Raw genomic sequence first — 14,302 nt, forward strand, 5'->3', positions numbered from 1 at the left:
CTCCCCCACGCTACGCGCGGTTAGTCCAATGATGCTAAGAAGCTAAGGGGATAGTCATTACTGACAGGTACACTAGAGCTATCAGCACTGTCTTCTGACTGGAAGAAATAACTAATAGGTCTCTGGCCCAGCGTTTCCGCAGCAGGCTCAGAATGACTCAATCCTACATTTCGATTTTCGAAGGCATCAAGACGCTCTCTAGCATGCCTTACCTGAAAAATAGTGATCAACTCACGGCATACCTCATGAAGATAGATTGTTTCGGGTGCAGTCGCTAGTTTCTCTAGCCAACTCATGCCTAACCTATAAGGCATTTTATCGTAGAGAGAACCCAATGCTGATAATTTGCCTTCACAGAATGCAGATTCTTCTGCTTTCTCTAATTGAAGGCAATGCTCAGGATTTCCTGCCATAAATTGTCTAGTTACTAATTTAAGAGCTAGACGCTTATGCTCCAATACATTTCCATTATTCTTAAACCAGCTAGCTCGGTCTTCACGCGGGCAGGCATTTAAGTAGTTGAGTGCTTCCTCAGAACCAGCAATGGCTTCTAAAATGAAGCATCGCCTATCAGAGATGCAGCCAAAGGATCCCGCTGCTTCCTCATTGCTCGAGCTAGAGGAACTCGAAGATGAATAACTAAATAACTCTCCGCTCTCAACTCGATCGTCTTCTCGAGCTGTTCTCTGAAATTTAAGGTCAGGACCACCAGAAGATGAGGGTTGCTCCGGCGATACACGTTTTGAGCGTATTAGTTGTTGTTCAGGTTGGATAAATTGTGGGATTCTTGATTTCCCTTCTGCCTGCTGCTGTCTAGATTGGGTTGCTATGCGCTTTTCTCTTAAAACTCGCAAACGTGCAAGCAGAGCATTTCTGTCAAAGGCCTCAAGGCAGTTTTGACAGGGCTTGTGAAACGCTGCGGTTTCAGGCGCTTCAATTAAAGCATTCAGCCACTTTCTAAGTTGTTCATGGGGATATCTCTTCGACAGAGTTTGTAAAGAGTCAATTTGACCAGAATGCAAGGCGCTAGCTTCCTCATCAGTCAGCTCAATTGTCTGGCTGATGAGCCCCTTTTTTAATGTCCTATAAGTTACTAGCTTTATGGCTAAATGCTCATAGCCACAATTCTTAGGGGCGTTTGCAAACCACCTTGCTAGGGCTAGAGGTTTTTCCTTGGATTTTTCTAAAAGCTCAAGATACCTATGATCACCGGCCATTGCTTGCGGAATAAACCACTCACCAAGGTAAGTGTAACCAATAGGCATAGGCAGAAGTACATCGAGCTTGACAAGAGGATAAACAGGGATTTGCTCATCAGCCATTATCAGCTGTTCTCGACAAACTCTCAGCGCACGTCCCAAAAGAGTTCCTACCTTGTCTTCTGTATCTGCAGGTAGTTTATAAAATTCGGTATTCGCTTCAATACGCCTGGTTATTTCCTCAAGTAGAGATAATACGAGATTAGCCGGGCTTAGATAGATTCCGGCTTCAATAATTAGGTCTATAGCTGGATAATTCTTTACTCTAACAGCATAGCTTATTAGATTAGGCTCTCCATCAATATAATCCAGTATTAACTTAAGGACTTCTAACCCGTTGTGTTCAACCGCTAGTTCACATGCAGTTTGATAGCGATGGCTAAATTTTGAGAAAAGTTGTTTATTTTTTTCCAGTAGCAGTTTTGCTACCTTGGTTTTATCGTGGATTGCAGCAATATGGGCTGGAGTATTGCCGTAATTGTCACCACAGCTTGCTAGCCCAGGGGCTTTTTCCAACAAAAGTTCAGCTACCTGAACACTATCTTGCATAGCGGCTGTGTGGAGTGCTGTTATCTGATCGTGGGTTTTAGCTTCTGCTAGTTCGGGCTTAATTTCTAATATAACTCTAGCAGTTTCGACACTATCATATTGAGCAGCGACATCAAGAGGCAATCTGTCGTATCTATTCGGCACTTGGGCGAGGCTGGGATCTGCTTCCATTAGAATCCTTGCTATTTCATGCTTATTAAATCTGGCAGCAAAATGAAGCGCTGTTAAACCATCAGGATTCTGTAGCCTAATAAGTTCTGGCGCATTTTTCACTAAGAGCTTAACACTCTCGATACTGCCGTTTGATACAGCAATATGTAGCGGACTTAGACCATTTCGATCCCTAACCTGGGTCCATTGGGGCGCTTTTTCCAGTAAAAATTCTAGTATTTTGACGTTATCAACTTGGGCAGCAAGATGAGTTGGGGTACGACCTGTGTTGTTTTGCAAAATAGTATCGCTGCCAATACCCTCTAATAGGACAGCAACTGTTTCAGAACAACCATTAATGACCGCCATATGAAGTGGAAATAAACCACTATCATCTTGAGCCTTAGCCAAGTTCTCATCAATTCCCTTAATGAGCTTTACGCTTTCGTGACAGCCTTTTAAGGCGGCGACATGCAGAGGGTTTTGACCCGTATTATCTGTGGTTTTGAGAAGAGCTGGAGCTTTTTCTAGTAAGAATTTAGCTATTTGTTCATGACCACATTGAAGGGCAAGATGCAGGGCAGTGTTACCATTATTATCTGTGGAATCAGTAGGCAAGCCTCTCGCTAAGAATGCTTCGACAAGTTTAATAGAGCCCGCAACTGTGGCCTCTAATAGAGTAAAACCATTGTTTGGGAGGTCCTCAGTTTTATCAACCAAGAGTTCAGCGATTTTAATCTGACCATTCGCTAAGGCTACTTTTAGTGGTTTCTCCCCGCGATTATTTTTCGAATTAATTAGTTTGGGATTGTGTTCCAACAAGTATTCGACCGTTGCAAGCTCATTAGTGGTAGCTGCACAATGGAGTAAGTTGAAGCCATCCTCTTCTACGACCACCTCTAAATTAGCACTAGCTTGGTGTAACCTTTTTAATACTTCCGTGAAACCTACTATACAAGCAAGCATAGAAGAGGTTTTTCCATAGGAGGGAAGGTCTACCTCTGCATTAAACGCTAGTAAGGTAGAGACAAGTTCAGGCTTATTAAGATCGGATGCCAAGTATAAGGGAGCAATGAGAGATGCATCATTAATGTCAATTGCTAAACTTTCAGAGAGGGGTTGATCGCAGATAATTGCCCAATGTATAGGTTTAAAAGGGGTTTTCTGGGTTATCGCATACTCATAGAGAGCTGATGCGAGGTCTACAGGTAAACAATGATGTAATCGATTTGTAAATATCATCATGAACTGTAAGTTAGTGCTATTCCTTTTGATTAAATCGACAATCAACTCGACTAGTTTTACTTGTTGAGTCTTATCCAAAATTTGTGGAACATCGGTTATAAGTCCTTTTAATTGAATTGTGCTCTCATCCAGAGAGTCAGTATTTTCTAATAAGTGATCTATAGAATTCGCATAAATTTTTTGACAATAAGTATTGGTTCTCAGGCTGTTATTGGTAACGCGGAAAATATGAGGAGAATGGCTTTGCAAAAGAGCGACCCAGTCAACGGGCAGAGCGTCATCACTCAGAGTTGAAGATGAGGAAGAAGATGATGATGTATGCGTATTTGGCATCTAATTTGGTCCAGATAAACTTTAATAGATTATCCGGTGCAAAAATTAAGACTAAATTAGAATGTGTCTTCTTTTATTAATAGTTATCATTAATTTACAGTTTCAACCAGGCTAGGAAGTATATAGTGAGAGGTAAGCGCTGCTGCAAAAATGTCTTGAAATTTTGTAAGTCGAAATGATTATTTTTTTTAAGCCGCAGGTAGGCGACCAAGGTTGGGCTATCGAGTTCCTGTAAAGAAAGAACTGCCTGGCTATTTGTAACCGGTTAGTTCGTTAATCCACGTAACAAGGTCTCCTCAGCAATTACCTAAGCTATTAAGTTAAGTTTAACGTAAAATCGGAGACTCTGAGAGCTGAAGAATTGGTTGATTTGCTTTTAATATGCCTTAATTTCATCTTATTTGGATGTTTTTTATTTAATATTTAATATTTATTTAAGCTTTTTTTACTATAATCCAGTTTTTTCTGCCCGGGCAAAATAAGCAATTCTACAAACTACTCGAATTCCCGCGGCTTGACCGCGGGATCTGGTGGTGCAAAGCCCAGTTTTTTTAAGGTAATTAGCATGCGCAATGAGGTTCTACTGCAATATGTTCAAGAAAATTTCGATTCTCGCTTAAAAGCACCTTATGTTTCTAAAGATTACACTGAGAATGACAAAAAAAATCTATGCGCAGGCTTCCTTATTGCTTTAGAGAGTGCAAAGGCCAAGCTCAGCGCAGCAGGGATTATTAGTGTTTTCAATGCGATGAAGCCAGAAATACGCGCTAACATGAAATCCCCTACCCGTAGAGGATCAGTTGCCTTTCTTGTGGATGATAAAGAGTTTATCAGTGAGCAAGGTTTGCTTGAGCTTTTTGTTTGGTCTGAGCAGGCTAATTTAGGTTATGGTCCTCGATTCGAGTTGATTGATCGTTATAACAGTTTGCAGCACTTTAAAAATATTAAGGAAATGCGAGATGGTTTAGGTTGTAAGTCGAATCAAGAGCTCGCTGACAAACTGAACAATAATTTAAAAAACGGCACTTACCGGCTAAGGTATATTCCCCCTTTTGATAATCTCAATCCTAATTGCGACTTAGTTAATCTCAGTGGTGAACAGCTTGTAGAAAATATGCGGATGCAACAAATTCTTGCTAAGTATGAAGTTTTTGATGCCGTTGGACCACTTTTTGAGAAGCAGATAAAGGAATTTAATAAGATAAGGAAACCTTCTCTACATCAGATTGCAAGTTTTATTAAGTCAATGATTTTATTACATCCCTTTCCTGATGGTAATGGCCGAACCTTTACCTTAGGTATTCTTAATCAGTTACTCCTAAAAAATAAATTGGGCATCTGCTTGAATCTGGATCCGCGTATTAGCTTATTGTCTGTTGCAGAAGTTGCTCGTGCAATTGAAGCGAATTTAATCAAGCTTGAGCAATTTGAGTCTGATTTGCCTGCACCTCAGGCCCAAACAACGACAGCAAGCGATTCTAGTAAAGAGGGGCAACTTTCTGATTTACTAGTATTTTCCCAAAATTATATTATTCATTTGAAAGAAGAGATCCTTGTAAGAACTGATCTTTATCCCAGTGATTCGCCAGAGCAGCTTTTGACTGCTGATCCTGAGGGTTTTAATAATGATGCTGTGTTCAAACTGACTTTACAGAAATATCAAATTGTAAAAGGGCTTTGTGACACTCTGGAAGGAGAGGGCTCTATTGCAGATAAGTTATCTCAGTTTAAACAAGACTTTGTGCTGAATAGAGCGCTTATTGCAAGCAGAAGGGATAGTGCCGCAATCACTTTTTTAAAAGGGGTTTTAACAGTTATTACCTTTTCTGGCGCCTATTTTTGGGGCATCTGGAGTACTAAGGGTGAACTCTATAATAAAGAGATCGACACAATTGCTGAACTCTCGCCAGCAATACTGGCTCAATAACTTAGGGCGCTTCGCTCTGCTCACAAGGCCTATTAAGGCCTTACTGTGTTAATAGAATGTGGCCTGGATGCAGCGATTCGACTTCCCGGATTTTGCTTCGCTGCATCCAGGCTACGGACTTTTAGACATTTGTAATGTCACATCTCTCCTTGTCTCGACATTCCGTCATCCAGAGCGCAGCGAAGGATCTCCGGAGTTAGCACTGTGCTTCATTCGGGAGATCCTTCGCTGCGCTCTGGATGACGGGATGCTCTACTGATCCTCGTCTTCCCAGCTTAGCGTTCCACCAGCTTGATACTCAATTACGCGAGTTTCAAAGAAGTTTTTCTCTTTCTTCAAATCCATCATTTCACTCATCCAGGGGAAGGGGTTTTCAGCGCCTGGATATTGCTCTGGCAGACCAATCTGGCTTAAGCGGCGGTTGGCGATAAAATGAAGATACTCTTCAAACATCTCAGCGTTCATACCCAAAATACCATGGGGCATCGTATCTTTGGCGTATTGATATTCCAGAGCGACACCTTCTTTGATCAGTGCAATGATTTCCTCTTTGAAGGCAGGGGTCCACAAATGGGGGTTTTCAATTTTGATTTGATTAATGACATCAATACCAAAATTCATATGCATGGACTCATCACGTAAAATGTATTGGAACTGTTCAGAGGTTCCTACCATTTTGTTACGTCTTCCCATTGACAGGATCTGAGTGAAGCCAACGTAGAAGAAAATACCCTCGAAAACGACGTAGAAGGCAATCAGGTCGCGTAACAATCGTTGATCATCTGCAGGCGTGCCCGTATGGAAGTTGGGATCGCAGAGACTTTGTGTGAATGGAAGTGCCCAAGACGCTTTGGTAGCGACAGAGGGAATTTCACGGTACATGTTAAACACAGCCGCTTCGTCAAGACCTAAGCTTTCGATGATGTATTGATAAGCGTGTGTATGCAGGGCTTCTTCGAAGGCCTGGCGCAGGAGATATTGACGGCATTCTGGGTTGGTAATATGGCGGTAAACGGCCAGAACCAGATTGTTAGCAACTAGGGAATCTGCAGTTGAGAAAAAGCCTAGATTACGCAGTACAATCAAACGCTCGTCTTCAGTTAAGCCATTAGGATCCTTCCATAGAGCAACGTCTGCGCTCATGTTAATTTCATTCGGCATCCAATGGTTAGCGCAGGCAGTTAAATATTTATCCCAAGCCCAGGTATATTTAAAAGGCACTAACTGGTTTAAGTCAGCACGACAATTGATAATTTGTTTGTCGTCAACTTGAATACGGCTAGCACCCATTTCAAGCGCTTCCAGGCCGGTTGCGCTTAAATAGTTAGCTGCATTCATGTGTTCTGTAGTAGCAGTTGTCATTCATTTCTCCTCTTTATTGGCAGGCTTCGCAGTCTGGATCAAGAATTGAGCATACTTTCGGCTCAGCATCGAGTTTGACTGCATTGAGTGCCCCATCGGTAACTGTTGATTTTTCGGCATTACTAGCGCCAACACTGCGTAGATAATAGGTTGTCTTTAAGCCACGTAACCAAGCATGTTTATACAGCTGATCCAATTTTTTACCGGAGGGTTTTGCCATGTAAATATTTAGTGACTGCGCTTGATCGATCCATTTTTGCCGGCGCGAAGCAGCTTCAACCAGCCACATAGGATCAATTTCAAAAGCAGTTGCATAGCGAGTTTTCAATTCGGCAGGAATACGGCTGATTGGTTGTACGCTACCATTGAAATATTTCAAGTCATTAACCATGACCTCATCCCAGAGGTTTAACGCTTTCAGGTCAGCAACCAGGTAAGGATTAATCACAGTAAACTCGCCTGACAAATTCGATTTCACATAGAGGTTTTGATAGGTTGGTTCAATAGACTGTGAAACCCCGCAAATATTGGAAATAGTCGCTGTAGGCGCAATAGCCATGACATTCGAGTTACGCATGCCTTGGGTACGTACCTTGACGCGTAGACCTTCCCAATCCAGACGTTGTGAACGATCTTGTTCCAGATATTGGTTACGAGCTTGTTGCAGCAGATTAATCGAATCAATCGGAAGAATTCCTTTGCTCCAAAGCGAACCCTCATAAGTAGAATAAGAGCCGCGCTCTTTCGCCAATTCACAAGAAGCCTCAATGGCATAGTAACTAATTAGTTCCATTGACTCGTCAGCAAATTCAATAGCTTGCTTGGACGTATAATCTATTTTCATAGCATAGAGCGAATCCTGGAAGCCCATTAATCCTAAACCTACTGGACGATGTTGCAGGTTTGAATTGCGCGCCTGTGGTACTGAGTAATAGTTAATATCAATCACATTATCCAGCATACGGACTGCTGTACTAATGGTTTGTTTTAACTTTTTGCGATCCAGTTTGCCATCATGAATATGCGCAGGCAGGTTAATACTACCCAAGTTACATACTGCAATTTCATCCTGTGACGTGTTGAGTGTAATTTCAGTACATAGATTAGAACTATGAATGACACCAGCATGTTGCTGTGGCGAACGAAGATTACAAGAATCTTTAAATGTAAGCCAAGGATGACCCGTTTCAAACAGCATTGAAAGCATACGGCGCCATAGCTTTAACGCTGATACGACCTTTGCATTGTCGATTTGGCCACGACGTGCCTTTTCTTCATACTCAGAGTATTTCGCTTCAAAGGCTTTACCGTAGAGATCATGCAAGTCTGGTACGACATCAGGTGAAAACAGCGTCCATTCGCCTTCTTCATGGACACGTTTCATAAATAAATCGGGAATCCATAAGGCAGTATTCATATCATGGGTACGACGACGATCGTCACCGGTGTTCTTACGGAGATCTAAGAATTCTTCAACGTCAAGATGCCAGCATTCAAGATAAGCACAAACAGCCCCTTTACGTTTACCGCCTTGGTTAACCGCAACGGCTGTTGCATCAGCCACATTTAAGAAGGGCACAACACCTTGGGATTTACCATTAGTGCCTTTAATGTGAGCGCCCATTGCACGAACAGGAGTCCAGTCATTACCCAGACCACCTGCAAACTTGGACAAGAGAGCATTGTCTTTAATCGCGCTGTAAATACCATCAAGATCATCTGGCACAGTAGTCAAGTAGCAGCTTGATAACTGCGGTCTGACTGTTCCTGAGTTAAACAGGGTTGGTGTTGAGGACATATAATCAAAAGACGATAAGAGCAGGTAGAACTCAATTGCTTTCTCATCACGGTTTTTCTCACGAATAGCGAGCCCCATTGCAACACGCATAAAGAAGGCTTGGGGTAATTCGTAGCGAATACCTTTCTCATGAATGAAATAGCGATCATAGAGTGTCTGTAGACTGAGGTAGGTAAACTTCATGTCACGCTGAGCTAATAAGGCTTTACCCAGTTTATCCAAATCAAACTCGCCGAGTTTGTGGTCTAACATGCCTTGGCCAATTCCATGAGCGATATAGGCTTTAAAGTAAGCAGGGTAGAGCGCTGCCATTTCATCAAAGGTTGCTTCTGTCTGGATCTGTAATTTGCTCAGAGCCTCTGTTCGCATGCTGTCTAACAATAAACGAGCACTGACATAGGTGTAGTTAGGCTCTGTTTCAACTAAGGCGCGGGCAGACATAATCAGGGCTTTATGGACATCGTCCAGTTTCGCTTGGTTATAGAGATTACGCAGGGCATCTTTAATGACGGGCTCGGCCTTTACACTTTCCAATTCACGGCAGGCCTCATTAACAATAGTTTCAACGCGCGCCATATCAAGGGGAGCCAATTCACCGTCTGGCATAGTAATTAGAAGTGTTTTGCTATCACTAGCTTGCTGTTGCAAACTGGATTCACGCGCTTTGCGATGTGCTTCACGATAGAGCACATAAGCACGGGCAATCTTGTATTCGCTGCTGCGCATTAGGGCAAGTTCAACCTGATCCTGAATGTCTTCGATATGAATGGTACCGCCACTTGGTAAACGACGTTTAAAAGCCTGAGTCACCTGTTGAGTTATTTCATCAACCAATTGATGAATGCGGTTTGAGGCAGCGGCATTATTACCTTCTTCAGCAATAAAGGCTTTAGTAATTGCGACTTTAATTTTGTTATCGTCAAAGGCAACAACTTTGCCGTTACGCTTGATGGTTTTCAATGAACCTGGGGCGTTAGCGGTCAATTCCAGTTGACTTGTGGGCGGTACATCTTTTACCGGCTCTAGAATCTCAGACATGTTTTCTCCATAGAAAATGTTATTTTTCTTGTTCTTTGCTTAATCTCATTCCATGAAATTAGGCAAGTGTCATATTCTATAGTATAGCATTGAAAACACAATATATAGGGGTGATAAAATTTTATCTCTCTATATATTGTGTTTATAACTAGTTTATAACTTGTGGATAAGATGTGTGAATCTGCTTAAATCCGTTATTTTTAAGCGTTTCTATGTTTCTGAATAAAAATCCTCGCATCTACGAGGGCAAAGAAAAATTCCCTCGCCTCCTTGGGGGACACAGCTATTAAGCTAAGGGCATTTGTCATTCCCGCCTTCGCGGGAATGACAAAACCTTCCTTAACTTAACGGCAGTGCCTTTGGGGGAGAGGGGTCAGCTTTTAGCTTTAACAACCACCGCATCACTAACATTAGAAAAACCATGAACATCCAATTGAAAAGAATCAAGCTGAGCTCGCAACTGGCTTGAGCTACCGCCATCAAGATTCAGAGCATTTTCGCAATTCAGCGGCTGAGCTTTCATCAACTGTGCTAACTCTGTTGTAGAGAGGGGCATATTATCCGTTACTAGAATAATAAGTCGTCCATCATGAGTAATACCTAGGGCTGAACGTTCTGCCCGACCTGGTTTGAGTGGTGGGATGCGGTTATTTATAAGCAATCTTGGGCCGCTTTGGATAGCAAATTCAATTTGGTGATCTGGGCTATATTGATTGGCACTAGTCAGATAGGCTTTTTGATTTTTGATATAGAAAATACCCCACCAACTAATGTTTTTGGCGGGGTTATGTTGCTGTTTATTATTAATTCGCAAACCCAGCGGCTTGTAATCATTGTCAAAAAAACCACCGTTAATGGCTAATAAGGCCTTAGAGTATTGAGCATATTCTTCAATAGACGCATGTTGGCGAGACAGATCCTTGGCCGAAACCAGTGATAACTCATTTTCTTTGAGATCAATACGAAAAACATGGACATGAGACCAAGGCGTTAAAAAGCTACCGTCAAGATCCTGATACTCAATACCTGGAGCAAGCTTACGCCAATCACTGGTCGCACAGGCATAATTTGCGAAAACGAAGAGTAGCAAAGCAGCCGTTGAAAATTTTAAGGCTCGGGTAAGCCATTTTACAAGGTCAATGGTTTGCCTGGGCATATTAATCTTGTATCCTTATGAACAAACTTTTTAGTGGCGGAATCACCATGGGAACATTAGGGGAAAATAACAATAGAGCGGTAGCGAAGTCAACCAACAAATTGTCTGAGCTAATGCAAGATGTTTTAGCACGAGCCAAGGCAAAGGGCGCAACAGATGCGTCAGTTTCTGTAAACCATGATAGCGGTTATTCGGTTGATGTGCGGATGGGCGAGGTTGAAACGGTTGCCTTTAGTGAAGATAAAGGAGTGGCTTTGACTGTATATATAGGCAATCGCAAAGGAAGCTCAAGCAGTACCGATACCTCTCCAGCAGCCTTAGATGCCTTAGTGACCGCGGCCTGCGATATTGCCTTAGTCAGCGCTGCTGATCCCTGTTTTGGCTTGGCTGATAAGGAACTAATCAATAATGATTATCCAGATTTGGATCTCTTCCATCCTTGGGAGATAACCCCTGCTGAAGCGATAGAAAAAGCCCTCGCCTGTGAAGCTCAGGCATTAGCAATGGATAAACGCATTACAAATTCTGATGGAGTTAATTTTTCAACCTACGCATTTTGCAATGGCTTTGCCAATACCAATGGTGCCAAGGGCATTATTCAAAGTACTCGCCACGGTTTGAGCTGCTCGCTGATCGCCAAAGAAGGGGAAACCATGCAGCGTGACTATGATTACACAACCGCAAGGCGTGCTATTGATTTAAATTCGCTGGAAAATTTAGCTAAGAGTGCCGTAGAGCGGGCCACCAGTCGTTTGGGAGCTAGAAAGGTGCAGACGCAAAAGGTACCGGTATTATTCTCTACTCGCGTTTCTTCGGGGTTATTTGCAAGCTTTATTAATGCAATTAGTGGTGGAAATTTATATCGTAAAAATACTTTTTTACTCGACTCGATTGATCAGCAAATTTTTCCGCAAAATATCAGGGTTTACGAACAGCCATTTTTACCAAGAGGCTTAGGAAGTTCTCCCTTCGACGCTGATGGAGTTCCAACAAGGAATAATGTTTTTGTTGAGGAAGGGATCGTGCGCCAATATGTTTTAGGTAGTTATTCAGCCAGGCGTTTGGGAGTAAAGACAACGGCTAATAGTGGTGGTGTTTTTAATCTTACAATTGACCCCACTGCTGGTGATTTACAAGATCTGCTGCGGAAAATGGATACGGGCTTGCTAGTTACAGAACTAATGGGGCAGGGCGTTAATGGTTTAACTGGCGATTATTCTCGTGGCGCCGCTGGTTTCTGGGTGGAAAATGGTGAGATTCAATATCCAGTTGAGGAAATTACGATAGCTGGTAACTTGAAGGATATGTTCAAGGCGATAGCTGCCGTTGGCAATGATCACAATCCTAATATTCCTACACGTTGTGGATCGATTTTGCTTGAAGAGATGATGATCGCTGGGCATTAGGCTTTACTCCTCTCATCCAGCCTATCCCTTCTCCCCTAAGGGGAGAAGGTGCCAGCAGGGCGGATGAGGGGAGTAAATTAATTAGTTCTTATCACGAAATATAATTCGACCCTTAGTCAAATCATAAGGTGTTAATTCAACCTTCACCTTGTCACCAGTTAAAATACGAATATAGTTTTTGCGCATACGGCCTGAAATATGTGCGGTCACAATATGGCCATTTTCTAGTTCCACACGAAACATGGTATTTGGCAGGGTGTCAATAACTGTCCCTAGCATCTCAATATGATCTTCTTTCGCCATAGGTCTCTCAAATAGATATCGAAAAATAAAGCGCAAATAGTGCACTAAAATGAGAAAAATGGCAATCAACTCTATTGAGAGTCGCTGAAAATTAGTAAAAAAACACAAAACTTTAGCTCTCTGTATTGGCCCAGAGTCCACGACGAGTTGGATATTGCAAGGTTTTCTGTAAGTCATGCAGAAACTTGCTACGACTAACTATTTCTGCTCCCAGACTTTGTAAATGAGGTGTTGGTAATTGGCAATCGATAAAATCAAAGTCCCAGCTATTCAGGGTTTGGCAGAGGTGGTACATAGCTAATTTTGAGGCATCACGTGCCTGGTGAAACATTGATTCGCCAAAAAAAGCATGGCCTAGGCTCAATCCATATAAACCACCGATTAATTTTTCATTCTGCCAAATTTCAAAAGAGTGTGCATAACCCATGAGATGTAGCTTGGTATAGGCGTCGCACATCTCATCACTAATCCAGGTATGGTTAATTCTTCCTTCGGCATTAGCACAAGCCCGCATGACCTGGCTAAACGCGGTATCTATCTTAAACACATAGGGTTTCTTCAACGCTTGTTTTAGGCTGCGGGAAAGTTTAAAGCGCGAGGGTTTTAAAAGAAGTCGTGGATCTGGAGACCACCAAAGGATAGGTCCTCCGGGTTCATACCAGGGGAAAATACCTTGTTGATAAGCTGCCAGTATGCGCTCGGAGGATAAATCTCCCCCGATTGCTAAAAGCCCTTCAGTATCAGCGTCTTTCGGGTTAGGAAAGCGGAAATCGTTTGGACTTAAAAATACTGGCAGTGAAGCGTCAATTTATTCAACTCCCAACAGATCTAAATACTTTTCAGCATCCAAAGCAGCCATGCAACCAAAGCCTGCTGAGGTGATTGCTTGTCGGTACACATGATCAGCGACATCGCCACAGGCAAAAACGCCAGGAATGTTTGTTGCTGTAGCCATGCCTTCTAAGCCTGAATTAATAATCAGATAACCGTCCTTCATATTAAGTTGCTCTTTGAAAAGCCCGGTATTGGGATCGTGGCCGATGGCAATGAAAACCCCATCGAGTTTTAATTCTTGAGTACTATCATCCTGCACATTACGTACTTTTACACCAGTTACTTTCATGCTATCACCCTGTACTTCTTCAAGGGTGTGGTGCCATAGGGTTTTGATATTTCCTGTTTCAGCTTTCTCAAAGAGCTTGTCTTGCAAAATCTTTTCAGACCGCAAGCTGTCGCGACGATGTATTAGAGTAACAGAGGCTGCAATATTCGAGAGATAGAGCGCTTCTTCAACAGCGGTATTACCACCACCGATTACACAAACATGCTTGTTGCGATAAAAGAAGCCATCACAGGTTGCGCAGGCTGAAACCCCTCGGCCTTGATAAGCTTTTTCAGAATCAAGTCCCAGATAGCGTGCAGATGCGCCAGTAGCGATAATCAGAGCGTCACAGGTATAGGTTTCACTATCACCCTGCAAAACAAAGGGACGCTGCTGTAGATCCGCTTTGATAATGTGATCAAAAATGATTTGTGTTTCAAAACGCTCGGCATGCTGTTGCATACGCTCCATCAATGCTGGCCCCATAAGACCTTCTACATCGCCAGGCCAGTTATCGACTTCAGTTGTTGTTGTTAATTGACCGCCAGGTTGCATGCCTGTGATAAGCACCGGATTCAAATTTGCACGAGCAGCGTAGACTGCAGCAGTATATCCGGCAGGGCCTGAGCCGAGAATTATCAATCGATGGTGATTGCTTTTGCTCATTGTCTCTG

9 protein-coding genes are annotated in these 14,302 nt (G+C 42.6%); 2 read left to right on the plus strand and 7 right to left on the minus strand.

The annotated features are described in order from the left end of the window. Window positions 1-20: 20 nt before the first annotated feature. Complete coding sequence (locus BN1094_RS14020) at window positions 21-3,536, minus strand: ankyrin repeat domain-containing protein (protein WP_044011710.1); 3,516 nt, start codon at window positions 3,534-3,536, stop codon at window positions 21-23. A gap of 565 nt (window positions 3,537-4,101) precedes the next feature. On the opposite strand from BN1094_RS14020, the gene BN1094_RS14025 reads away from it, so the two are divergent. Then, entirely contained in the window at window positions 4,102-5,463 is a 1,362-nt protein-coding gene (locus BN1094_RS14025) for a Fic family protein (protein WP_044011711.1), read from the plus strand. A 252-nt stretch (window positions 5,464-5,715) separates the two neighbouring features. On the opposite strand, the gene BN1094_RS14030 is transcribed toward BN1094_RS14025, so the two are convergent. The 3 genes from BN1094_RS14030 to BN1094_RS14040 form a co-directional block, all read right to left on the minus strand. Then, complete coding sequence (locus tag BN1094_RS14030) at window positions 5,716-6,825, minus strand: ribonucleotide-diphosphate reductase subunit beta (protein WP_044011712.1); 1,110 nt, start codon at window positions 6,823-6,825, stop codon at window positions 5,716-5,718. A gap of 13 nt (window positions 6,826-6,838) precedes the next feature. Then, complete coding sequence (locus BN1094_RS14035) at window positions 6,839-9,661, minus strand: ribonucleoside-diphosphate reductase subunit alpha (protein WP_044011713.1); 2,823 nt, start codon at window positions 9,659-9,661, stop codon at window positions 6,839-6,841. Between the two features lie 373 nt (window positions 9,662-10,034). Next, the gene (locus BN1094_RS14040; RefSeq protein ID WP_081935161.1) at window positions 10,035-10,817 is read right to left on the minus strand and encodes a phosphodiester glycosidase family protein; all 783 of its coding nucleotides are present in this window, start codon (window positions 10,815-10,817) and stop codon (window positions 10,035-10,037) included. Window positions 10,818-10,834: 17 nt separating this feature from the next. Between BN1094_RS14040 and pmbA the strand changes: the two genes are divergently transcribed. Continuing rightward, window positions 10,835-12,223 carry a metalloprotease PmbA gene (pmbA, locus tag BN1094_RS14045; protein WP_099909024.1) on the plus strand — a complete coding sequence of 463 codons (1,389 nt, stop codon included), beginning with the start codon at window positions 10,835-10,837 and terminating at the stop codon, window positions 12,221-12,223. A gap of 81 nt (window positions 12,224-12,304) precedes the next feature. On the opposite strand, the gene infA is transcribed toward pmbA, so the two are convergent. The 3 genes from infA to trxB all read right to left on the minus strand — a co-directional run bounded on the left by infA (window position 12,305) and on the right by trxB (window position 14,294). Next, window positions 12,305-12,526: a translation initiation factor IF-1 gene (gene infA / locus BN1094_RS14050; protein WP_044011715.1), complete on the minus strand. Its 222-nt coding sequence runs from the start codon at window positions 12,524-12,526 to the stop codon at window positions 12,305-12,307. A 112-nt stretch (window positions 12,527-12,638) separates the two neighbouring features. Then, window positions 12,639-13,322 carry a leucyl/phenylalanyl-tRNA--protein transferase gene (gene aat, locus BN1094_RS14055; RefSeq protein WP_044011716.1) on the minus strand — a complete coding sequence of 228 codons (684 nt, stop codon included), beginning with the start codon at window positions 13,320-13,322 and terminating at the stop codon, window positions 12,639-12,641. Window positions 13,323-13,334: 12 nt separating this feature from the next. After that, window positions 13,335-14,294, minus strand: coding sequence for a thioredoxin-disulfide reductase (gene trxB, locus BN1094_RS14060; RefSeq protein WP_044011717.1), 960 nt, complete (start codon window positions 14,292-14,294; stop codon window positions 13,335-13,337). Window positions 14,295-14,302 lie beyond the last annotated feature (8 nt).

It is taken from the genome of Legionella massiliensis, assembly GCF_000756815.1.
In the GTDB taxonomy this organism is placed as follows: Bacteria; Pseudomonadota; Gammaproteobacteria; order Legionellales; family Legionellaceae; genus Tatlockia; species Tatlockia massiliensis.